We start from the raw sequence: 21,461 nt of genomic DNA, 5'->3' as shown, positions 1-21,461 counted from the left end.
GGCCAGCCCCGTGTTGTTCGCACCGGTTCCTGCTGTTAGAACGCCGCTCTCAGGGCTTCGCCATGGCATTTCGTCTTTTTCCGCTCCGTCGCACCCGGTTCTCAGCCGGTGCGCTGGCGCGTGGGCTGATCGCGGCGGTTCTGGTGGCGGGCATCGGCTGGGGCGGAGCGCTCTACGCCGCCAACCAGAGCATCCAGGGCGCCAAGAAAACGGAGGATTCCGGCTTCGATGGCGACGCCCCCACCGCGATCCTGATCGAGGCCTCCAGCGGCAGCGTGCTGTTCGAGAAGAGCGCCGACGAGCTGCGCGCGCCCTCCAGCATGATGAAGCTGATGACGGCGGAAGTCGTCTTCAATGCCATCAAGAAGGGCGACATCAAGCCGACCGACGAGTACCGGATCAGCGAGAACGCCTGGCGCAAGGGCGGGGCGCCCTCGGGCGGCTCGACCATGTTCGCCGCCATCAACAGCAAGGTTTCGGTCGACGATCTCCTGCATGGTGCGATCATCCAGAGCGGCAATGACGCCTGCATCGCGCTGGCCGAGGGCATCGCCGGCAACGAGAAGATCTTTGCCGCCGACTTCATGACCAAGCGTGCCCGCGAGCTCGGCATGACGAAGTCGACCTTCGGCAATTCCAACGGCTTGCCCGATCCCGGCAACAAGATGACGGTGCGCGAGCTCGGCATCCTCGCCCGCCACATCATTCTCGACTTCCCCGAATTCTACAAACTGTTCGGCGAGAAGGAGTACACTTGGAACAAGATCCGCCAGCCCAACCGCAATCCTCTGCTCAATTCGATGGAAGGCGCTGACGGTCTGAAAACCGGCTACACCAAGGAAGGCGGCTACGGCATGGTCGGCTCGGCCGTGCAGAACGGCACGCGGCTGATCGTGGTCGTCAATGGCCTGGAAGATCCTGAGGATCGCGCCACCGAAGCCAAGAAGATGCTGGAATGGGGCTTCCGCAATTTCGAGACCCGCACCTTGATCGCGGCCGACCAGCAGGTTGGCTACGCAAAAGTGTTTGGCGGCGAGAGCCGCTCGGTCAAGCTTGTCGCCAAGACGCCCGTCAAGGTGATGGTGCACAAGAACAGCAGCGACAAGCTGATTGCGCGCGTCGTCTATAGCGGACCGGTGCGCGCGCCGATCGAAGTCGGCCAGAAGGTCGGCGTGGTCAAGGTCTGGCGCAGCGGCAATATCGCGGTGGAGACGCCCGTCTATGCCGCCGAAGCGATCGGCACCGGCTCGACCATGCGCCGCGCGATCGACGGTGCCAGCGAGCTCGTGATCGGCATGTTCCGCGCGGGCGCCGAGAAGCTCTGATCATGAGTGAGAGCGCAGCACAGCGGACGTCCGGGCGCGGACGCTTCATCACCTTTGAAGGCGGCGAGGGCACCGGCAAGTCGACCCAGATCAAGAAGCTCGCCGACCGCCTCAATGCGGCCAGGATGCGGACCCTCGTCACGCGCGAGCCCGGCGGCTCGCCGGGTGCCGAGATCATGCGCCATCTCGTGCTGTCGGGGATGGGCAAGCTGCTCGGGCCCGAAGCCGAGACGCTGCTGTTCGCGGCTGCTCGCGATGACCATGTCCGCACCGTGATCCAGCCTGCGCTCAATCGGGGCGCCTGGGTGCTGTGCGATCGCTTCGCCGACTCGACGCGGGCCTATCAGGGCAGCCTCGGCCGCGTGCCGATGGGCCTGATCAACGCGATGCAGCGGGTCACGATCGGCGATCTCAAGCCGGACCTCACCTTCATCCTCGATTTGCCGGTCGAGATTGGATTGCAGCGCGCCGCCGTGCGTCGTGGTAGCGGCACACCTGACAGGTTCGAGGGCGAGAAGCTCAGCTTCCATCAGGGCCTGCGCGAGGCCTATCGCAAGATCGCCGAGGACGATCCCGGCCGTTGCGTCCTGATCGATGCCAATTCCGATCCTGACACGGTTGCTGGACGAGTCTGGGCGGCGCTGCGCGATCGCCTTCTCCCAACCCCTGCATCGGTGGTTTCCCTATGAGCCCGCGCCAGGCCGAACGTGAAACCGCCATTCCGCATCCACGCGAGACGAGCCTTCTGTTCGGCCATCGCGAGGCCGAGACAGCGCTGCTCGCGGCCTATCGCAGCGGGCGCATCCCGCATGCCTGGCTGATCGGCGGGCCGCAGGGGATCGGCAAGGCGACGCTGGCCTATCGCATGGCGCGCTTCGTGCTTTCCAATGGCCAGCCGCTGGCGCCGTCCGTGCAGCGCGCCGAGACCCTCGCGGTCGATCCTGATGACGCCGTGGCGCGGCAGGTTGCGGCCAGCTCGCATGGTGGGCTGTTGACGCTGGAACGCACCGCCAATGATCGCGGCGTGATGCGCACGGTGATCACCGTGGACGAGACGCGGGAGACGATCGGTTTCTTCGGCTCGACTGCCGCGGCAGAAGGCTGGCGCGTCTGCATCGTCGACACCGTCGACGAGCTCAATCCGAATGCCGCCAACGCGCTGCTGAAAATCCTTGAGGAGCCGCCGCAGCAATCGCTGTTCCTCCTGGTCAGCCACGCACCGGCGCGCGTGCTCGCCACGATCCAGTCGCGCTGCCGCAAGCTGCGCCTGCGCCCGCTCGACACGGATGATGTGATCGGCGCCGCAGCTTCGACGGCTGACCTCGATCCGAACGATCCGGCGCTGCGCGAGGCCGCGGAGGCCTCCGAGGGCAGCGTCGCGAGGGCGCTGACGCTGCTCGGCGGTGATGCCCTGAAGCTGCAGCAGCGCACGGCGGCGCTGCTCGCGCGCCTGCCACAGGTCGATCCGCGCGAATTGCACACACTCGGCGATTCGCTCGGCACCAGCGATCGAGTCGCGCTGGCGGCCTTCATCGACGGCATCGATCGCTGGATCGCGGAACGCCTGCACTCCGACGAGGCCAATGCCAACCAGAATCTGCCGCGCCTTGCGCGCCTAGCTGAGGTATGGGAAAAGATCGTCCGCGCCGCGCGCGACACCGAAACCTACAATCTGGAGCGAAAGCCCTTGGTTTTCTCGGTGTTCGGCTGGCTGGCGGACGCAACGCGCTAGGCGCAGGTTCGTTTCCAAATTTTTAGAAGCCGGTAAAGGAAATTCGTCGTGGCCACGCGAGCTAAAAAATCCGTCAAGCGCAAGAGCGGCAAGAAGGCTGCGAAGAAGGCCACCAAAAAGGCCGCGAAGGCGCATGCAGGTGCCAAGAAGGTCAAGAAGAGCAAGAAGGCAGCGGCCAAGAAGGGCGTAAAGAAGAGCGCTGCGAAGACGACAAAGAAGGCCGGCAAGAAGGCCGCGAAGAAGCAGGTCGTCGCCAAGAAGGCGGTGAAGAAAGCGGCCAAAAAGGCAGCCAAGTCTTCGGCGAAGAACAAGGCTCCGGCCAAGAAGGTCGCCAAGAAAGCGAAAGTGACCGCGCCTGCCGTGACCGCCGCACCGGCTCCTGTCGCCGTGCCGCCGAAGGTCGTGAAGCCGAAGGTGTCGATGCCCAAGGTGCCGAAGCCTGAGGCGCCGCCTGCGCCGAAGCCCGTGGCCGCTCCGCAAGCCGCAACTCCCGTTGCTACGCCCGTGCGCGACAACGTCTTCTATATCTCGACTGCCATCGCCTATCCCAACGGCAGCCCGCATATTGGCCACGCCTATGAGGCGATCTCGGCCGACGTGCTGGCGCGCTTTGCGCGGCTCGACGGCAAGGACGTGTTCTTCCTGACCGGCACCGACGAGCATGGTCAGAAGATGGTCCAGACCGCGCAGAACGAGGGCCTGACCCCGTCCGCGCTCGCGACCCGCAATGCTGGCCGCTTCAAGGAGATGGACGAGCGTCTGAACGTGTCGTTCGACCGCTTCATCCGCACCACCGAAGAGCAGCACCATCGCTCCAGCCAGGAAATCTGGCGACGCATGGAAGCGAACGGCGACATCTACGCCGACACCTATGCCGGCTGGTACTCGGTGCGCGACGAGGCGTATTACGCCGAGGACGAGACGCGGCTGAACGACGACGGCGTGCGCCTCGGCCCGCAAGGCACGCCAGTCGAATGGGTCGAGGAGAAGAGCTATTTCTTCCGCCTGTCGGCCTATCAGGACAAGCTTCTGGAGCTCTACGAAGATCATCCCGAATTCATTGGCCCGGACTCGCGCAAGAACGAGGTGGTGAGCTTCGTGCGCGGCGGCCTGCGCGATCTCTCGATCTCGCGCACGACCTTCGATTGGGGCGTGAAAGTGCCCAGCGACGAAGAGCACGTGATGTATGTCTGGGTCGACGCGCTGACCAATTACATCACCGGCGTCGGATTCCCCGACGAGAGGGACAAGAACTGGCGCTACTGGCCGGCTGACGTGCACATCATCGGCAAGGACATCATCCGCTTCCACGCGGTCTACTGGCCCGCATTCCTGATGTCGGCCGGCATTTCGCTGCCGAAGAGGGTCTATGCCCATGGCTTCCTGTTCAACAGGGGTGAGAAGATGTCGAAGTCGGTCGGCAATGTCGTCGACCCCTTCAATCTTGCCGACCAGTATGGCGTCGACCAGATGCGCTATTTCTTCCTGCGCGAGGTCTCGTATGGCCAGGACGGCAACTACAACCACGAAGCCATCGTCGCGCGCATCAATGCCGATCTCGCCAACGACCTCGGCAACCTCGCGCAGCGCTCGCTGTCGATGATCGCCAAGCAGCTCGGCGGCGTGCTGCCGGAGCCGGGCGAGTTCAGCGACAATGATAGGGCGATTTTGGCGATGGCGGACGGCATGATCGCCGCATCGCGCGAAGCGATGGCGACGCAGCAGATCCATCACTGGCTCAACGCGGTGTGGGCCGTGGTCGCGGAGGCCAACCGCTATTTCGCGGGCGAGGCGCCGTGGGCGCTCGCCAAGACCGATCCTGTCAGGCAGAAGACGGTGCTCTATGTCACCGCCGAAGTCGTGCGCCAGATCGCGATCCTGGCCCAGCCGGCGATGCCGACCGCCTCGGGCCTGCTGCTCGACAGCCTCGGCATTCCCGCGGGCGAGCGGAATTTCGCGATGCTCGGGGGCGCCAAACGGATCGCGCCAGGCTCGACGCTGCCGGCGCCGACACCGGCGTTCCCGCGCTACATCGAGCCGGCGGCCTAGGGCGTTCGGGCGATGCTGGTCGACAGCCACTGCCATCTGGATTTTCCGGACTTTGCGGAAGACCTCGACGGGATCGTCTCGCGTGCACGTGCGGCCGGCATCGGCCGTATGGTCACGATCTCCACGCGGGTGCGAAAGCTCGATCAGCTTCTGGCCATCGCTGAGCGCTACGACGACGTCTACTGCTCGGTCGGCACCCATCCGCACAACGCGGACGAGGAAGACGGCATCTCGCCGGACGAGCTGATCGGGTTGACCGGGCATCCCAAGGTGGTCGCGCTCGGCGAGGCCGGGCTCGACTATTTCTACGACAATGGCGCGCCGGAGGCGCAGGCGAGGGGCTTTCGCGCCCACATCGCGGCGGCCCGTGCGACCGGCCTGCCGCTGGTGATCCACACCCGCGAAGCGGACGAGGATTGCGGCCGCATCTTGGAGGAGGAAGCTGCCAAGGGATCGTTTCGCGCCGTGCTGCATTGCTACACGGGCGGGCGCGAGCTGGCGCTGAAGGCGGTGTCGCTCGGGCTCTATATCGGCTTCACGGGCATCCTGACCTTCAAGAAATCGGAGACCCTGCGCGCGCTTGCGGCTGAACTGCCGTCTGACCGTATTCTGGTTGAAACAGACTCGCCCTATCTTGCGCCCGGCAAGTTCCGGGGCAAACGCAACGAGCCGGCCTATGTGGTCGAGGTCGCCAAAGTGCTCGCCGAAACGCGCGGCGTGCCGCTCGAGGAGATCTCACGCCAGACCACCGAAAACTTCTTCCGCCTGTTCTCCAAGGTGAAATCTTAAGGTTGGGAGCCGCATGACGCTGACGCTGACGATCCTGGGCTGCGGCTCCTCCGCCGGCGTGCCGCGCCCGGCGCTCGGCTGGGGTGCCTGCAATCCCAACAATCCAAAGAACCGCCGCCGCCGCTGCTCGCTGCTGGTCGAGCAGACGTCGAGCCACGGCACCACGCGCATCGTGATCGACACCTCGCCCGATCTACGCGAGCAGCTCATCGATACCCATGTCGACCACATCGACGCGGTGTTCCTGACCCATGAACATGCCGACCAGACCCACGGCATGGACGATCTGCGCTCCGTCGTGCTCCACATGCGCAAGCGCATTCCGGTCTATTTCAATCAGTCGACCGCGAAAGACATCATGGCGCGGTTCTCCTATTGCTTCATCTCGCCCGAGGGCAGCGACTATCCGCCAATCCTGCACCGGCATTCGATCGAGGCCGGCGAGAGCCGGACCATCGGCGGCAAGGGCGGCGACGTGACCATGACCGCCTTCCTGGTCCAGCACGGCCAGATCCCCGCGCTCGGCTATCGCATCGGCAATGCCGCCTACACGCCCGACCTCAACGACATCCCGCGCGAGAGCTGGGGCGCGCTGGAAAATCTCGATCTCTGGATCGTCGACGGCTTGCGCTACACCCAGCATTCCAGCCATTTCAGCATCAACGATGCGCTATCCTGGATCGAGCGTTTCAAGCCGAAGCGTGCCGTCATCACCAACATGACGGCCGACGTCGATTACGAGGTGATCAGGCAGAAGCTGCCCGCGGACGTGGTGCCGGCCTACGACGGCATGCGGCTCGAGACACACTGATCGCGCCGGCTCGGTTCAGGCCGAGATCGCCTTCGCCGATCCCACCTCGTTGCGCAGCAGGAATTTCTGGATCTTGCCCGTGGACGTCTTCGGGATCGGGCCGAAGATGACCGCCTTCGGCGTCTTGAAGCCGCTCATATGCGTGCGGCAGAAGGCGATGATCTCGGCTTCGGTCGCAGTCGCGCCGTCCTTCAGCTCGACGAAGGCGCAGGGCACCTCGCCCCATTTCGGATCGGGCTTTGCGACGACGGCTGCGAACAGCACTGCCGGATGCCTGTAGAGGATGTCCTCGACCTCGACGGAGGAAATGTTCTCGCCACCGGAGATGATGATGTCCTTGGAGCGATCCTTGATGATGACGTAACCGTACTCGTCGAGCACGCCGAGGTCGCCGGTGTGAAACCAGCCGCCCTCGAAGGCTTCCTTCGTCGCCTTCTCGTTCTTGAGGTAGCCCTTCATCACGATGTTGCCGCGGAACATGACCTCGCCGATGGTCTCGCCGTCGCGGGGCACCTCCTGCATCGTCTGCGGATTGATGACGGTGACGCCTTCCTCGAGCGGGTAGGGCACGCCCTGCCGCCGCTTCATGCTGGCGCGCTCGGCGGCGGGCAGATCGTCCCAGCCGGGTTGCTCGGCGCAGACGGAGGCGGGGCCGTAGACCTCGGTCAGGCCGTAGACGTGCGTGAGCTTGATGCCGATGCTTTCTGCGCCTTCGAGCACCGCGACCGGCGGCGCGGCGCCGGCGATCAGGCCGACGACGTGGCGCGCGGCGCTGCCCTTCGGCGCATCGGGCGCGTTGATCAGCGTGTTGTAGACGATCGGCGCGCCGCACATGTGGGTGACGCCGTGTAGCTTGATCAGCTCGAAGATTTTTGTCGGCTCGACCTTGCGCAGGCAGACGTTGATGCCGGCGGCCGCTGCGATGGTCCAGGGGAAGCACCAGCCGTTGCAATGGAACATCGGCAGCGTCCAGAGATAGACCGGATGCTGGCCGAGCTGGCCGGCGAGGATGTTGCTGACGGCGTTGAGATAGGCACCGCGATGATGGGTGACGACGCCCTTGGGATTGCCCGTGGTGCCCGAGGTATAGCTCAGCGCGATGGCATCCCATTCGTCCTTGGGCCGGATCGGGGTGAAATCCGGATCGCCTTGCGCGAGCGCTGCCTCGTATTCGATCTCGCCGATCGGCTTGCCGCCCTTGAAAGCGGCGTCGGCGACGTCGACGACGAACGGCTTCGGCCCCTTCATCTGCGCGAGCGCGTCGGTGATGACAGTCGAAAACTCCGGATCGACCAGGATGATCCTGGCGCCGCCGTGATCGAGCTGAAATGCGATCGAAGGCGCATCGAGACGGATGTTGAGCGCATTGAGGACGGCGCCGGTCATGGGGACGGCGAAGTGCGCCTCGTTCATCGCCGGAATGTTCGGCAGCATCGCCGCGACGGTGTCGCCGACGCCGATGCCCTTGCCACCGAGCCAGGACGCAAAGCGTTTGCAGCGCTCATGCGTCTCACGCCACGTGAAGCTGCGGCCCTCATAGACCGCGCTGACGTGGTTGGGATAGACGGCGGCGCTGCGCGCGAGGAAGCTCAGCGGGCTCAGGGGGACGTAGTTGGCGGGGGTCTTGTCGAGGCCGATATTGTACTGGTTCTGCCGCTCGCTCATCGAACCCTCCTTGACGCCGCGCTTTACAGGAATCCGATCGAGATCCAGGGGAAGATCGCGACGATGATCAATCCCACCAGCAGCGCCAGCAGATAGCCCCAGATCGGCCTGATGCCTTCGGCCGGATCGACGCGTCCGATGGCGCAGGCGGCATAATAGCCGACGCCGAAGGGCGGGGCGAATAGTCCGATACCCATGGCGAGAATGATCACCATGGCATAGTGCACCTCGTGCACGCCGACGGTACGGGCGATCGGAAACAGCAGCGGCCCGAACAGCACGATTGCCGGAATGCCCTCGAGCACGCTGCCGAGGATGGTGAAGGCCAGGATCGACACGGCGATGAAGGTCGCAGGCCCCCCAGGCAATCCGGTCATGGCTGAAGCCAGAGAGCGCGAGAAGCCGGATTGGGTGAGCCCCCAGGCCATGCCGGTCGCCGTGCCGATGATCAGGAGGATCGCGCCCGACAGCGCCGCGGTCTCGACCAGCATGGGAAACAGCCGCTGCCAGTCGAAGCGGCGGTAGACGAGGAGGCCGACCAGGGCGCCGTAGACGATGCCGATGGTGGAGACTTCGGTCGCGGTCGCAATGCCCTCGACCACGGCGTAGCGGATCACGAAGGGCAGCGCGAGCGCGGGCAGGGCGATGATGAAGGTCTTGCCGATCTCGCCACCCGTGGCGCGGCGGACATGGCTCATGTCCTCGTGGCGGTAGCGCCACCACACCAGCATGCAGAGCGTGATGGCGAGCACGATGCCGGGCAGCAGGCCACCGGTAAAGAGGGCGGCGATCGAGACGCCCGTGACCGAGCCGATCGTGATCAGCACGAGGCTCGGCGGAATGGTCTCGGTTTGGGCGCCTGTAGCCGCAAGAAGCGCCACGAGGTCGCCGGGCTTGGCGCCGCGCTGCTTCATTTCCGGGAACAGCACGGGCGCCACCGCCGCCATGTCGGCCGCCTTGGCGCCCGATATGCCCGAGACCAGATACATGGCGCCGACGAGGACGTAATGCAGGCCGCCGCGGACATGGCCGAGCAGGCTCGCCAGGAACGCGACCATGGCCCGCGCCATGCCGGTCATCTCGATCAGGAGCCCCAGGAACACGAACAGCGGCACCGAGAGCAGGATGAGGTGGCTCATGCCCTCGTCCATCCGCCCGACCAGCACCATGACCGGCGTCCGCGTGGTCAGCGCCAGATAGCCGAAGATGGCGAGGCCAAACCCGAACGCAATGGGAACGCCGGCAAAGACGCAGAAGCCGGCGACGCCGACGAAGAAGATGACGAGGTTGAGATTGCCGAGCGGCCGCAGATAAGGCTGCGCCAACCAGAACAGACCGACGATGACGGCAACCGATATTACCGCCGTCAGCACCATGCGGTAATCGGCGGCGCGCAGCAGGCGCAGCAGCGCGAACACTGCCATCAGGCAGATGCCGGCCGGCAGCGCCGCGGCGCGCCACATGTTCGAGATCTGGAGTGCCGGCGTGGTGATGAAGCTTTCCTCGTAGGCGTATTCGGCGGATGGCCAGACGATCAGCGCCAGGAACGCCAGCGCCGCGCAGGTCGCGACCATGTCCAGATAGGCGCGCAAGGCCGGCCGCGCGCTCGCGACGAGCGCCGTCATGCGCATGTGCTCGGAGCGGCGGAACGCGACCGCGGCGCCGAGCATGGCGAGCCACAGAAACAGGATGGAGGCGAGCTCGTCCGACCAGATCAGCGGCCGGTGCACGCCGTAGCGTGCGACCACGCCGGCAAACAGGATCACGATCTCGGCGACGACCAGGATTGCCGCGGGGATCTCGACGGCGAGGCCGAGGATGCGCTCCAGCGAGGCGAGCACGGGGGATCGGCGAGGGGGCTGAACAGCCACCTCGCCCACCACTTCAGTCGCCTCAACCTCGACATGAGCCATCTCGATAAGAACCTCGGCGGCCCCGACGCGTTACGACAGCTTGCCGACGGCCTTTTCCAGGAGATCCCAGGCCTGGTCGCCATACTTGCCCTTCCACTCGGCATAGAAGCCGGCGGAGCGCAGCTTGTCACGGAACGGCGCCACCGCAGGCTGGTTGAAGGTCAGGCCCTTGCCCGCGAGCTCCTGCTGGAGGTTCGCATTCAGCTTGGCGGTATCCTCACGCTCCTTGACGGCGGCGGCGTTGATGTTCTTGGCGACGATGGTGCGCACATCCTCCGGCAGCGCGCTCCAGGCGCGGCGGTTGGCCAGGAACCAGAAGCCGTCCCACATGTGGTTGGTCAGCGAGCAGTACTTCTGCACCTCGTACAACTTGGCGGTCGAGATGATCGCCAGCGGGTTCTCCTGGCCCTCGACGATCTTGGTCTGGAGCGCGGAATAGACCTCGGCGAAATTGATCGAGGCGGGCGCCGCATCGAACGCCTTGAACATCGAGGTCCACAGCGGCGACACCGGCACGCGGATCTTGAAGCCCTTGAAATCGTCGGGCCCGTTGATCGGCTTGCTCGACGACGTGGTCTGGCGGAAGCCGTTGTCCCAGATCTTGTCCATGACCTCGAGGCCGGCCTTCTTGATCTCGCCGCGGACATGGGCGCCGAGGTCGCCGTCCATGGCCTTCCAGACCGTGCCGTAGTCCGGGAACGCGAAGCCGATGCCGTTGATGGACGCGGCCGGCACCAGGGTCGACAGGATCAGGCCTGACAGCGTGAAGAATTCGACGCCGCCGGACCGGATCTGGCTCAGCATGTCGGTGTCGGACCCGAGCTGGTTGTTCGGGAAGATCTGGAGGTCGAACTTGCCGTTGGTCTCGGCCTTGATCGCCGCCGCCATCTCCCTGGCGCGCACGTTGAGCGGATGGGTGTCAGGCAGGTTGTTGGCGTATTTGTAGGTGAACTCGGCGCTCTGGGCGCGGGCCACATGGGGCGCACCGAGGCCACCCAGGGCCGCGGTCGCGGCGGAGGCCTTAAGAAGCGTGCGTCGGGTAAAACTCATGGGTCTGCTTCCTCGGAAGTTTGTTGTTGTTCTGAGATGCAAACCTATACGGACGGAAGGCCTGAAGGTCATCTGCGATCTCGCGAGGTCTCGCTTATTGCAGCCGGACACCGTCGCGGCAATATCGGCTTTCGGCAGATGGGCCGGATTCAAAATCTGAAAAACAACCCCATGCACGGTAGCCGTCGAGAGCCGAGAGGCTGGTCGCGGCCCAGATCGAAAACGGGCGGCAAGCGAAGGCGTCGTGTCAGGAATTCGATCTAAATAGCTGATCTAATTGTATATAAATATATTCCATAATATACCTTATGCGAATTATGGATATGGCGGTCCAGGCTGGGTGCCGCCTGGCGCATGGTCGCCGAAATCCCTCCCCACCGTTCATGGTGAGCCGCCTTGCTGGCCGTGGCGTCGTGGCGCATCTCCGCGCGCGGACTCAGCTGTGCATTCTTCTGAACGGGTGACGCTCGCGCACGGCGTCACCCGAGACCGTCCGGGCCGGCGGTCAGGACGGCGCGGCGAAGTCGTAGGAGATGCGTCCGGCGGGCAGATAGAACAGGGCGATGACGGCGCCGCCGCGGACCTCGGGATAGTGCCGGCTGCCGGGATCGGGCGCGGTCCAGCCGGGCCCTTGCCAGCCCTGCAGCCCCTTCAGCTCGGCGCCCTTGTCGAGCGGCACGACCAGGTTCAGTTCCCCATATGGGTGACCGTGATATTGCCCGCGGAGCACGTCGTGGTCGTCCTCGTCCTTGAAGCGGCGCGGATCGGTGCTGTTCATGTAGACGGCCGTGATGCTGAACTGGAACGTTTCGGGCGTCGGCTCCAGGATGCGGCTGCGCCGGTAGTTCGGGCCTTCGACCTCCTGGTTCGCCGCCCAGCCTTCGGCGACCCCGAGCTTAATCAGGCGGGCCAGGTCCTGGTAGAGCTGGCTGCGCTCGCCGTATTTCTCATTGAGCCACCGCTCCATCTCGGCGCCGGGCGTCATGTCCTTGACCTCGCGCAGAAACGGAATGCTGCACTGAATCAGTTCGTCTCGGCTTCCCATGGCCTAGTCCTTTCCATTTGGGTTGCACTTTGTTCTTCAAAGCCCGCAAACGAGGCGAAGTCCGCGATGTCCGCGCGCGGCATCAGCCTGCCCGCGATTTGGTCCCTGGCGCGGCCGATCGAAATGCCGCACACGACCATTTGCTCCGCCGGGATCGACAGCAGCGGGCGCAGGATCCGGTGATATCTGGAGAATGTTTCCTGCGGACAGGTCTGAAGCCCATGGCCCGCCGCAGCCAGCAGCACGTTCTGGACGAACATGCCGAGGTCGAGCCAGCTGCCGACTTCCAGGCGCCGATCAATCGTGACGATCAGCCCGACGGGTGCGCCAAAAAACGCATAATTCTTGGCGGTTTGTCCGCTCCTGGCTTCGATATCGGTTTGGGCGATGCCGAGCGAGCCGTAGAACAATCGGCCGAACTCCTGTCGTCGCTGCAAATAGGGTTCGGGCAGGTCGCTGGCGTAGTAGCGGTATTCCGACACATGCGCTTCACGGGCGGTTTCGTGCGCCTCGCGCAGCGCCGCCGAGACCCTGTCTTTGGCATCGCCGGCCAGCACGTAGACGTGCCAGGGCTGAATGTTGGCGCCGCTTGGCGCAAACCGTGCCACGCGCAGAATCTGCTCGATGGTCCCTCGCCCGACCGGCGCGCCCGAGAAGTCGCGGCATGCAAATCGGCCTGCGATGATCTCGTCGATGCCGCTCTGCACGGCTGCGCCCTCGCCGATCATGGCTGCTTCAGGAGGGAACATCCGCCTTGCTCCATCGGCCGGAAGGCTTCCTCTCCCGGTATCGTCGCCAGCAGCTCGTAATAGTCGAACTTGTATTTGGACTGCTCGGGTGACTTGACGCGGAACAGATACATGTCGCGGACCAACCGGCCGTCCTCGCGGATCCGGCCATTTTTCGTCATGAAATCGTTCACGGGCATGTCGCGCATCTTGGCGGCTATGGTCGGCCCATCCAGCGTGCCGGCCGCCTGGACCGCCCTAAGGTAGTGCATCACCGCGCCATAGGTGCCGGCGTGGATCATGGTCGGGACCTTCTGGGCCTTGCCGATGAAGCGCTTCGACCACGCCCGCGTGTCCTCGTTCTGGTCCCAGTAGAACGCCGAGCTCAGCATCAGGCCCTGGGCGCTCTGGAGCCCGAGACTGTGGATGTCGGCAATGAAGACGAGCAGCCCGACCAGCTTCTGCCGCTGCGTGATGCCGAATTCGCCGGCCTGCTTGACGACGTTGATGAAGTCGCCGCCGGTGTCGGCAAGTGCGATCACGTCCGCCTTCGAGGACTGTGCCTGGAGCAGGAAGGACGAAAAATCCGGCGTGTTGAGCGGATGTTTCACCGCGCCGATTACCTTGCCACCCATGGCATCGATGACCTTGCGGCTGTCTGCTTCGAGCTGGGCGCCGAGGGAATAGTCGACCGAGATGAAGTACCAGGAGTTTGCGCCGAGACGCGACATCGCCCGCGTCGTTCCCTGCGACAGCGCATAGGTGTCGTAAGTCCAGTGAATTCCGGTCGGCGAGCATTCGTCGCCAGTCAGGCGCGAAGTGGCGGCGCCAGTGGCGAGGAACAGCTTCTTCTTGTCGCGTGTGATGCCCTGCACCGCCAGCGCGACCGCGGAATTGGGCACGTCGAGGATCACCTCGACGTTTTCATTTTCGAGCCAGCGCCGCGCGATGGTCGCGCCCACATCGGCTTTGTTCTGGTGGTCTCCCGCGACGATCTGGATGCTGCGCCCCAGCACCCGACCGCCGAAGTCGTCGACCGCCATTTGCGCCGCGACCACCGAGCCCTGGCCGCCATTGTCGGCGTAGAGCGAGGACATGTCGGTGAGAACGCCGAGCTTGACCGGACCATCCTGCGCAAGGACCGGTCCCGTGAACAGCGCCAGTGCCAGTCCGAAAGCTCCGATCGACATCCCGCAGGATTTCATTGCCCGTCTCCTCCAAATTCGGCGTCGGGATCATGACGGGATCGCGCGAATGCGGAAGTGAAACTCTTGCAGAGTGATCCTGAACCGCCTTCAGATTGGTGGCGCGAACGCCCGGGCGTCGCGGTCCGGGCGCCCTGCTCGGTTGCGTTGGCCGCGCGCATGGCCTTAACTGGAAACGATCGCAGGTACGCAACGGGCGCGCGATCCGCCTGCGACGGTGTCCTGCACGTGGCTGTTTCCTTCAAGACCCTGGACCTGAACCTGCTCAAGGTCTTCGACGCCGTCATGGAGGAGCGCAGTGTGCTGCGGGCGAGCCAGCGGGTTGCGCTCAGTCAATCCGCCGTGAGCCATTCGCTCGCCCGGCTCCGCGAGATGCTGGAAGACGATCTGTTCGTGCGCACGGCGACCGGCATGCAGCCGACAGCGCGCGCGTTGACGATGGCACCACAGGTTCGCGAAGCGCTGCGATCTCTCGAGGCGGCGGTCGAGCAGCCGCGTTTCGTTCCGGCCGCCTCCACCAGGCAGTTCACCCTCGCCGCCAACGACTTCACCACGATGGTGCTGGCGTCACCGCTCCTGAAGATACTCAGGCTTGAGGCGCCGGCGATCGACCTGATCATCAAGCCGGTGACACGGATCGACCTTGCCGAGCAGATCGACCTTGGTCGCATCGACGTTGCGATCGGCGTCTTCTCGGATCCGCCGAGCCGCTTTCGGACGTCACTCTTGTTCGAATATGACGACGTGCTGATCGTGGGCGGAAAGCGCAAGCTCGGCCGGATCGACAACGCGGCTCTGGCGCGCATGCCGCTGGTCGTTGTCTCCTTCGGCGGCGAGCAGGAGGGAGCGATCGGAGGCTTCATCTCCGAGCGCGGCCTCGCCAGGCGATCGGAAATGTATGACCGCGCGGCGCTCGAACGGGCATTGTCCGAAAGCGACCGGCCGCCGCGCATAGCTGTTTCGCTGCCGCATTTCCTTGCCCTGCCCGCCCTGCTCGCGGACTCCAAATTGGCGGCCATCGTTCCGCGGCCATTGGCGCGGGCGTTCGAACGCGCGCATGCCGTCACGACGTACGAACTGCCTTACGCCACAACCCCGGTCGAGGTCCGGCTGCTGTGGCACGAACGTATCGAGGGCGAGCCATCGCATGACTGGCTTCACGATATTCTCAGGCGCGCGACCGCGGACCTCAGGGGTGGGCGCTAGCTGGAGACGCTCGCATTGCATCAATGTTGGAGGTGATCGCCGCGCACGGCTCGGGCACCACCAAGCAACAATTGTCGGACAGCTTGCGTGTCGCCGAGGCCAATCGCGGCCTGTGGTCTCGTCTACTGCTTTGGCGGCTCAATGTGTCCGACACGCTCCGCGAGCGCCAGGAGAAGCATCGTAAGCGCAAACCCCAACATGATCGCAATGAGCCATCCGAGCTTGGTGCTGTCCGCGTTGTGTTCGATATCCAGGAACCATTCGAGGACATTCACTGCCGCAATGGCGACTATGGATGCGAGGAGCCTTTGCTTTAGGCCCGAGAAGCCCACGTTCGCGAGGCCAGTTGGCCAGGCAGGACGCCGCTGCACGTCAATTGGCGCCTGGAAGTTCTCGTAACTCGAGCAAATCACGATGACGATCAGATTGGCCGTGAGGGCGACGTCGACCAGTTTCAGGCTTCCAACAATGATTTCCGAGGGATCGGCGACCCGGGCGCGCGCGAAGAAATCGAACAGCTTGAGCGCAAAATTGTAGAAAAGTCCCGCGAGCGTAAGTATCAGGCCGAGTAGAAATGGAGCAAGCAACCAGCGGGAATTCGCAATTGTTGCTTCGAGCGTTAGGCGCAGGCGATCCATGACACACTCCCTGCCCTGGGCCCTGCCCCGAGCGCCCCTTTGGGCCGGGCTCCAAATTGCCAGAATTGACCTGTCAGGCCAATCACAAGGTGGCTGACAGAAGAATTGCGGTCGTGAGGGTCGCGACGCTTGCAATTGTGCTCACGATCAAGGCTGTTCCGACCCTCGGGGACGCAACATTGTACCGGATCGCAAACAGGACCCCGAATGCCCCGGAGGGGACCGCCATCAACATGATTGCGACCCGCGCCTCCGTGTGATCGAGCAGCGGAATGGCGAGCAGCGCCGTCATCAATGGTTGCAGTATGTTCTTTGTCATGACGGCCAATCCGACCTCTGCCCTGAACTGGATCGGCTGAGCAGACAAGACGAGGCCAGTGAGAAACAAGGCCGTTCCCGACGCGCCCTGACCGACCAGGGTCAGCGTGCTGTCGAGGAGTGGCGGGAGCGACAAGCCGGCGAGCGACCATAGCAGGCCAAGGAGCGGCGCAATCACAATCGGCTTGGCCAGCGCGGCTGTGACGATCGACATGGCACTTCGGCTCTTGCCGGCGCAGGACTCCAGCAGCAGAAGGGACAGCGGCGTGAGCACGATTGCGGCTACGGCGACCGCGACGGCCACCGAGATCGAGGCCGATTTGTTGAACAAGGCGGCGACAATCGGAAGGCCGGCGGATCCCACATTTGGACCGGACGCAGTCAGCGCGATCAGCGCGCTCTCGCGCCGGTCGCCCCCAAGCAAGCGGACCTGGACAAAGTATGTGACGGCAAATGCAAGCAGCATTGTGCCAAGGAGCACGAGCGCAAGCCGAGCCTGACCGATCATGGCCTGGCGCGGCGCCTGTGCCATTGCCGTGAACAGCGCCGCGGGCAGTGCAAAATCCATGACGAGCGCATTGAGCGAACCGATATTGTGGTTGTCGAACTCCTTGGTTCGGCCGGCCGCATAGCCCATCGCCATGACAAGAAAAACGGGCGCGAGCAAAGCCAGAATGGTCGCGGTCTCGGTCATGCTTCGCCTCCCTTCGAGGCGTGTGCCTCCGAAAGACTTCGCCTCCCCTCGCCACCCTGGCAGGCAAGAATGCGCGCAAGTGAGGTGTGAGCGATCCCGAGGAACGTACCGACAAGCAGGGAGAGCGGCACACTGAAAACGGCATTTCTCAAACTTGGCGAGATCAGGGCCTCGATGGTGAAAGCTCCCGGCGCGAGGCTGAGATAGGCGAATGTCGAAGCGAAACCATAGAAGGCGGCCGGCACAATGCGAAGTGACCGCAAGCGTGAGGCCGCCACGATCACGAACGAGGCAATGCCGGCAACGATGGCCGTCAATAGGGTCGCGCTCGCTGGAGATCCTCGGGTCGCCACGATGATCGCGACCAGCCACGCCATGATGGCGCCAAACGAGAGCGCTACCGAAGAGCGTAACGCCGCCTGCCCCGTCGCCCCGGAATGGTCGTAACTTGCCCAGCCGATAAAGGCGGCCCATACGAACAGGGCCGGGAATTGCGCAAGAGCCAGGACAGAGGCCGCGGCAATGAACGCCGCGGCCAGTGCTGATGCTTTCAGCGAACTCAGTTTCATCTTGATCACCCTTGCAAGGACGGGGCTGCGTCGTTGCGATCCCTGATCGAGCCCCGCGCGGCGAGGCGTCTTGTCGAGGCGTCCAGCGCCATCAAGCGGCGACGCTGGCCGGTTTCACACTCTCGCTCACGGGCATGCCGGGGTAGAAGCTCGCAAGCCAGTATACGATCGCGTGACGAGCGACCGCCGAGTTTCCGAGTTGGCAATGCTGCTCGGCACCTTCCCGCGCGGTGAATATCCGCGTCGTCACTGATTGTGCGCAGACGAGTTCACGCATGGTCCGATGCACCCAGCCGACGTCGAAGAGATGATCCTGCTCGCCCTCAGTGAGCAAGACGTCCTGCTTGACGTTGTGCAAAATGCCATCGAGAGAATGCTTCGCAATCGCCGTCAGGAAGTCGAACGGCGTCTTGGTGCCGGTGATATGCATCCCCTGGACAACACACCATTCGAACACGGAGCTCGGCAGGCGTTCCTCGGCCACGAGCGCCTCTGTTCCCTTGCGGTCACCGGCCTTGAACCGGGAGATCAGATCTTGAGCCCTGCCGGGCCGCATCTGCTTGAGCGTCATATCGAGTCCCGAATAGGATGTGGGCATCGAGATGATGTGCTTGATGCGGGGCTCGAACGCCGCCGCCCGGATCGACATGTAACCGCCGCAGGAGGCACCGAGCCAATCCACGGCATCGAGTTCGAAGTAGTCGATCGCCGCCTTGGCCGGCTTCTCCCACGCGTGGTCCAGATAGATTCCCTGTCGTAGGGCGCCGCCCTGGCCAGGTCCGTCGAAGGCGATCACGGTAATTCCAAGCTCGGTCAGCGGCAGAAGGAAGTTGTAGAACTCCTCGACGAACGAATCGTATCCGCCGGTGAAGATCAGCGTACTGCGCTCTTTGCCTTTTGCCTGGAGTCTGAAGCCCGGAAGATGTCCGCCAGGATACGGAATTGCGACGCGCTCGTAGCCGGCGACGCCTTTCATTCCGAGAGTCCAATTTCGCGCAAAGTCGTCGTAGAGCCCATTGCGAACATCGCCGGCGGGCAAATAGAACTCCGCGCCGTGATAGTAAGAGGCAGCATCCAGGTATCGCTTCTCGGCTTCCGCCCTCTTGGCGACCTCAAGCCAAACTGCATGCCAGGACTCGTAATCCCTGATGCGCGGTGCAATGGCGCCGAGTTCCTTGAGACGCGCCGGCGACGTGCCGTCAAGCAGCGGCCGGTTGAAGGTGTAGTTCATCCCGGGGTCGGGTAACATGCGGATGAAGGGCATCACGTTCTCCGTTGGGTGGGTTTAGTCGCGCCGGGACAATTGACCTCGAACCGGTGTTGATGCCATATCAATACGTGCACCATCCTGTTGCCGAAAACGCAACACACGCAGAAGGGAGATCCAAGCGATGGATTTCACGGCCCTTCGCTATTTCAGTGCCACCGCCCAGTCCCGCTCGATTCGCGCCGCGTCCGACCGGCTTCACGTCTCACCGTCGGCTATCAGCAGACAGATCGCGAAGCTCGAACACGAGCTTCGCGCGCCCATCTTCGATCGCCACGCGCAGGGCATGAAATTGACCCCGGCCGGAGAAATCCTTCTCTCGAAGATGGACAGCGTGATGCGCGAGTTCTCGCGCGTAAAATCCCACATCGCGGCGCTGCAGGACCTCCAGGCCGGAAATGTCGACATCTACTGCTTCCAGACGGCGATCGAGAGCTTCGTGGCGCCAGTCCTGAACCGCTTTCATACGCAATATCCGGATGTGACGTTCAATGTCAGGATGAGCAGCACCGATGAGGCGATCGAGGCGCTCATCACGGGGACGGCGGAGATCAGCCTCGTCATCAATCCGCCCGCACACGACAACATCACCAGGCTCGAGGTGTTTCGTGACCGAATGGTCGCGGTCTTCTCGCCCCAGCATCGGCTCGCCGGAAGAAAGATCGTGTTGCTGCGCGAGCTTGAAGACTTCCCGTTCGCCTTGACCGAGCCATCGTTCGGCCTTCGCCAACAGCTCGATCGCGTATTCGCAAGACACGGATTTGAGCCGAACACATTTTGCGTCACGAACTCGCTGGCGCTGGTCAAGGAGGTGGCGAGCATAGGCAACAACTGCACTGTGCTTCCGCGCTTTGCCGTGGAGCGGGAATTGGCGGCTGGCTCGATCAAGTCGGCGGCTGTCCGCGAGTTCGGGGCAGAGCCCCTGGGGTTCTTCATTTGCACACTCAGCGACAGGTCGCTGTCGCCCGCAGCCAAGGTATTCATGGATATCGTCGTCGATTATTGCCGCCGATATCGCGTTTGAGCTAAGATCGGGCGCCACCCGGTGCGGGTCGACGCCGGAAAGCCTGCGCGGGCAAGTTCATTGATCTCTATTCAAACGGGCGGGAGCTTCGCATGCTCCGACGTCGAAAGTTCGTTCAGTTTGCGGCGCTCGCGATCGCGGCATCAGCTAGCCATGTGTTCGCTTTGCGGGGATATCCGAACAGGCCGGTGTATCTGATCGTCGGCTTTTCGCCCGGCGGCAATACGGACATTGTCGCTCGTACTGTCGGCCGGTGGTTGTCGCAGCAGTTCAGGCAATCCTTTATCGTAGAGAACCATATCGGTGCGGCGACGAATCTTGCGACCGAAAAGGTCGTGCGCGCCGCACCTGACGGTTGCACTCTGCTGGTCGCGTCGGCCGCGAATGCGATCAACGCAGCCCTCTACCGGAATTTGAAATTCAACTTCATTCGCGACACCGTGCCGATCGCAATGATCGCCAGCACGCCGCTCGTCATGTGTGTCAATCCTGCCCTTCCCGTACGGTCGGTCAGCGAGTTTGTCGCACGCGCAACGGCGGAGCCGGCTCGGTTGAATTTCGCTTCGAGCGGCCTAGGGAGCCCACCCCACGTTGCTGCGGAATTGTTCAAGATGATGGCCGCCGTCGACATGATGCACATTGCATATCGCGGCGACGCTGAAGCGATCGCCGATCTGATCGGCGGGCGCGTGCACGTCTACTTCGCGACTCTCCCGGGCGCAATGGGATTCATCAGGAGCGGAGCGTTGCGCGCGTTGGCAATCGGTGCCGCAGAACGCTCTCCGTCGCTGCCCGATGTCCCGGCCATGGCTGAATTTCTGCCCGGCTATGAAGCGACGATTTGGAATGGTCTCAACGCGCCGAAGAACACCCCGGATGACATCGTCTTGCAGGTCAACCGTGCCGTCAACGCGAGCCTCAGCGATCCGATATTGATGGCACCTCTCGCCGAGCTCGGCGCGAGGGCCCTCCCCGGGTCGCCCGACGACTATGCCAGGTTCCTTGCCGCCGAGACGGTGAAGTGGGGGCGGATCGTCGATTCGATAGGCGCGCGATTGGAATAGGCTTCCAAGCAAGGGGCTGTCGCCGTTCGATGCGCGAAGTCCGCGTTCTCGTCCCCCTAACCTGACGTCGGGTATCGGTCCCCTACTCTACTGGATAGTGCTTTCAGGCGCTTGGATCTTTGGCGAAGGCCGAGTCTTGGATGGCTTGATAGTAGAAGCGGTCCGACTTGAACGCGGCGCCGATCTCCTGCGGCATGCCAGGCCCTTGATCGTGAACCGGTCCGATCAGGCCGAGCAGCACGCCCGTCAGCTCGTTGAGCGCCGCATCGTGCTGCTGTCTAGAGGTCTCGTCGTTCTCCTTGGCTTGGGAGAATTTTGCGATGTAGCGTTATGCGAACTACGGGCGTGCGCAGGTCAAGCCAGATAGAC

The 21,461-nt window shown here is 63.6% G+C and carries 19 protein-coding genes and 1 pseudogene; 9 read left to right on the top strand and 11 right to left on the bottom strand.

Annotated features, from left to right (window positions below; translation table 11 throughout):
- Window positions 1-62 precede the first annotated feature (62 nt).
- The 6 genes from AB7008_RS26240 to AB7008_RS26215 are packed head-to-tail and all read left to right on the top strand — an operon-like array spanning window position 63 to window position 6,706.
- Window positions 63-1,325, top strand: a complete 1,263-nt coding sequence (locus AB7008_RS26240; protein WP_441259770.1) for a serine hydrolase — start codon at window positions 63-65, stop codon at window positions 1,323-1,325.
- 2 nt (window positions 1,326-1,327) lie between these two features.
- Window positions 1,328-2,014 carry a dTMP kinase gene (tmk, locus tag AB7008_RS26235; protein ID WP_248883334.1) on the top strand — a complete coding sequence of 229 codons (687 nt, stop codon included), beginning with the start codon at window positions 1,328-1,330 and terminating at the stop codon, window positions 2,012-2,014.
- A complete protein-coding gene (locus tag AB7008_RS26230) occupies window positions 2,011-3,057 on the top strand; it encodes a DNA polymerase III subunit delta' (protein WP_039148631.1) in 1,047 nt (348 codons plus the stop codon). The genes tmk and AB7008_RS26230 overlap by 4 nt, the downstream gene beginning before the upstream one ends.
- A 48-nt stretch (window positions 3,058-3,105) precedes the next feature.
- Complete coding sequence (gene metG / locus AB7008_RS26225) at window positions 3,106-5,106, top strand: methionine--tRNA ligase (RefSeq protein ID WP_441259769.1); 2,001 nt, start codon at window positions 3,106-3,108, stop codon at window positions 5,104-5,106.
- Window positions 5,107-5,118: 12 nt separating this feature from the next.
- Window positions 5,119-5,895: a TatD family hydrolase gene (locus AB7008_RS26220; RefSeq protein WP_441259768.1), complete on the top strand. Its 777-nt coding sequence runs from the start codon at window positions 5,119-5,121 to the stop codon at window positions 5,893-5,895.
- 13 nt (window positions 5,896-5,908) lie between these two features.
- A complete protein-coding gene (locus AB7008_RS26215) occupies window positions 5,909-6,706 on the top strand; it encodes an MBL fold metallo-hydrolase (protein ID WP_441259767.1) in 798 nt (265 codons plus the stop codon).
- A gap of 15 nt (window positions 6,707-6,721) precedes the next feature.
- Here AB7008_RS26215 and AB7008_RS26210 read toward each other — a convergent pair whose 3' ends face one another.
- The 6 genes from AB7008_RS26210 to AB7008_RS26185 all read right to left on the bottom strand — a co-directional run bounded on the left by AB7008_RS26210 (window position 6,722) and on the right by AB7008_RS26185 (window position 14,312).
- Entirely contained in the window at window positions 6,722-8,371 is a 1,650-nt protein-coding gene (locus AB7008_RS26210) for an acyl-CoA synthetase (protein WP_441259766.1), read from the bottom strand.
- Between the two features lie 23 nt (window positions 8,372-8,394).
- The gene (locus AB7008_RS26205; protein ID WP_441259765.1) at window positions 8,395-10,284 is read right to left on the bottom strand and encodes a TRAP transporter large permease; all 1,890 of its coding nucleotides are present in this window, start codon (window positions 10,282-10,284) and stop codon (window positions 8,395-8,397) included.
- Window positions 10,285-10,314: 30 nt separating this feature from the next.
- A complete protein-coding gene (locus AB7008_RS26200; RefSeq protein WP_441259764.1) occupies window positions 10,315-11,334 on the bottom strand; it encodes a TRAP transporter substrate-binding protein in 1,020 nt (339 codons plus the stop codon).
- 505 nt (window positions 11,335-11,839) lie between these two features.
- Entirely contained in the window at window positions 11,840-12,379 is a 540-nt protein-coding gene (locus AB7008_RS26195) for a 4-hydroxylaminobenzoate lyase (protein ID WP_441259763.1), read from the bottom strand.
- The gene (locus AB7008_RS26190; RefSeq protein WP_441259762.1) at window positions 12,358-13,107 is read right to left on the bottom strand and encodes a nitroreductase; all 750 of its coding nucleotides are present in this window, start codon (window positions 13,105-13,107) and stop codon (window positions 12,358-12,360) included. The genes AB7008_RS26195 and AB7008_RS26190 overlap by 22 nt, the downstream gene beginning before the upstream one ends.
- The gene (locus AB7008_RS26185; RefSeq protein WP_441259761.1) at window positions 13,104-14,312 is read right to left on the bottom strand and encodes an ABC transporter substrate-binding protein; all 1,209 of its coding nucleotides are present in this window, start codon (window positions 14,310-14,312) and stop codon (window positions 13,104-13,106) included. The genes AB7008_RS26190 and AB7008_RS26185 overlap by 4 nt, the downstream gene beginning before the upstream one ends.
- Window positions 14,313-14,540: 228 nt before the next feature.
- Here AB7008_RS26185 and AB7008_RS26180 point away from each other — a divergent pair, with 228 nt between their 5' ends.
- Window positions 14,541-15,518: a LysR family transcriptional regulator gene (locus tag AB7008_RS26180; protein WP_441259760.1), complete on the top strand. Its 978-nt coding sequence runs from the start codon at window positions 14,541-14,543 to the stop codon at window positions 15,516-15,518.
- A gap of 122 nt (window positions 15,519-15,640) precedes the next feature.
- Here AB7008_RS26180 and AB7008_RS26175 read toward each other — a convergent pair whose 3' ends face one another.
- From AB7008_RS26175 to AB7008_RS26160, 4 genes are all read right to left on the bottom strand, one after another.
- A complete protein-coding gene (locus tag AB7008_RS26175; RefSeq protein ID WP_039148654.1) occupies window positions 15,641-16,156 on the bottom strand; it encodes a YqhA family protein in 516 nt (171 codons plus the stop codon).
- 82 nt (window positions 16,157-16,238) lie between these two features.
- Entirely contained in the window at window positions 16,239-17,168 is a 930-nt protein-coding gene (locus AB7008_RS26170) for an AEC family transporter (protein WP_441259759.1), read from the bottom strand.
- Window positions 17,165-17,737 carry a DUF1097 domain-containing protein gene (locus tag AB7008_RS26165; protein WP_441259758.1) on the bottom strand — a complete coding sequence of 191 codons (573 nt, stop codon included), beginning with the start codon at window positions 17,735-17,737 and terminating at the stop codon, window positions 17,165-17,167. Before AB7008_RS26165 ends, AB7008_RS26170 begins: the two co-directional genes overlap by 4 nt.
- A gap of 91 nt (window positions 17,738-17,828) precedes the next feature.
- Window positions 17,829-19,001: an alpha/beta hydrolase family protein gene (locus AB7008_RS26160; protein WP_155256079.1), complete on the bottom strand. Its 1,173-nt coding sequence runs from the start codon at window positions 18,999-19,001 to the stop codon at window positions 17,829-17,831.
- A gap of 127 nt (window positions 19,002-19,128) precedes the next feature.
- On the opposite strand from AB7008_RS26160, the gene AB7008_RS26155 reads away from it, so the two are divergent.
- Together AB7008_RS26155 and AB7008_RS26150 are read left to right on the top strand one after the other, a co-directional pair.
- Window positions 19,129-20,028 (top strand): LysR family transcriptional regulator, encoded by a 900-nt coding sequence (locus tag AB7008_RS26155; RefSeq protein ID WP_028158879.1) that lies wholly within the window; start codon window positions 19,129-19,131, stop codon window positions 20,026-20,028.
- A gap of 92 nt (window positions 20,029-20,120) precedes the next feature.
- Complete coding sequence (locus AB7008_RS26150) at window positions 20,121-21,092, top strand: tripartite tricarboxylate transporter substrate binding protein (protein WP_028158880.1); 972 nt, start codon at window positions 20,121-20,123, stop codon at window positions 21,090-21,092.
- Between the two features lie 118 nt (window positions 21,093-21,210).
- On the opposite strand, the pseudogene AB7008_RS26145 reads toward AB7008_RS26150, so the two are convergent.
- Window positions 21,211-21,420: pseudogene (locus AB7008_RS26145) on the bottom strand (hypothetical protein); the annotation flags it as partial.
- Window positions 21,421-21,461: the final 41 nt, after the last annotated feature.

Source organism: Bradyrhizobium sp. 521_C7_N1_3 (genome assembly GCF_052075975.1).
In the GTDB taxonomy this organism is placed as follows: domain Bacteria; phylum Pseudomonadota; class Alphaproteobacteria; order Rhizobiales; family Xanthobacteraceae; genus Bradyrhizobium; species Bradyrhizobium japonicum.
This window is presented reverse-complemented; position numbering and strand designations above follow the sequence as displayed.

Excerpts from the sequence above, each read along its gene's own strand:
- AB7008_RS26240 (WP_441259770.1), top strand. The coding sequence starts at position 63 with ATGGCATTTCGTCTTTTTCCGCTCCGTCGCACCCGGTTCTCAGCCGGT.
- tmk (WP_248883334.1), top strand. The coding sequence starts at position 1,328 with ATGAGTGAGAGCGCAGCACAGCGGACGTCCGGGCGCGGACGCTTCATC.
- AB7008_RS26230 (WP_039148631.1), top strand. The coding sequence starts at position 2,011 with ATGAGCCCGCGCCAGGCCGAACGTGAAACCGCCATTCCGCATCCACGC.
- AB7008_RS26220 (WP_441259768.1), top strand. The coding sequence starts at position 5,119 with ATGCTGGTCGACAGCCACTGCCATCTGGATTTTCCGGACTTTGCGGAA.
- AB7008_RS26215 (WP_441259767.1), top strand. The coding sequence starts at position 5,909 with ATGACGCTGACGCTGACGATCCTGGGCTGCGGCTCCTCCGCCGGCGTG.
- AB7008_RS26210 (WP_441259766.1), bottom strand. The coding sequence starts at position 8,371 with ATGAGCGAGCGGCAGAACCAGTACAATATCGGCCTCGACAAGACCCCC.
- AB7008_RS26205 (WP_441259765.1), bottom strand. The coding sequence starts at position 10,284 with ATGGCTCATGTCGAGGTTGAGGCGACTGAAGTGGTGGGCGAGGTGGCT.
- AB7008_RS26200 (WP_441259764.1), bottom strand. The coding sequence starts at position 11,334 with ATGAGTTTTACCCGACGCACGCTTCTTAAGGCCTCCGCCGCGACCGCG.
- AB7008_RS26195 (WP_441259763.1), bottom strand. The coding sequence starts at position 12,379 with ATGGGAAGCCGAGACGAACTGATTCAGTGCAGCATTCCGTTTCTGCGC.
- AB7008_RS26190 (WP_441259762.1), bottom strand. The coding sequence starts at position 13,107 with ATGATCGGCGAGGGCGCAGCCGTGCAGAGCGGCATCGACGAGATCATC.
- AB7008_RS26185 (WP_441259761.1), bottom strand. The coding sequence starts at position 14,312 with ATGAAATCCTGCGGGATGTCGATCGGAGCTTTCGGACTGGCACTGGCG.
- AB7008_RS26175 (WP_039148654.1), bottom strand. The coding sequence starts at position 16,156 with ATGGATCGCCTGCGCCTAACGCTCGAAGCAACAATTGCGAATTCCCGC.
- AB7008_RS26170 (WP_441259759.1), bottom strand. The coding sequence starts at position 17,168 with ATGACCGAGACCGCGACCATTCTGGCTTTGCTCGCGCCCGTTTTTCTT.
- AB7008_RS26165 (WP_441259758.1), bottom strand. The coding sequence starts at position 17,737 with ATGAAACTGAGTTCGCTGAAAGCATCAGCACTGGCCGCGGCGTTCATT.
- AB7008_RS26160 (WP_155256079.1), bottom strand. The coding sequence starts at position 19,001 with ATGCCCTTCATCCGCATGTTACCCGACCCCGGGATGAACTACACCTTC.
- AB7008_RS26155 (WP_028158879.1), top strand. The coding sequence starts at position 19,129 with ATGGATTTCACGGCCCTTCGCTATTTCAGTGCCACCGCCCAGTCCCGC.
- AB7008_RS26150 (WP_028158880.1), top strand. The coding sequence starts at position 20,121 with ATGCTCCGACGTCGAAAGTTCGTTCAGTTTGCGGCGCTCGCGATCGCG.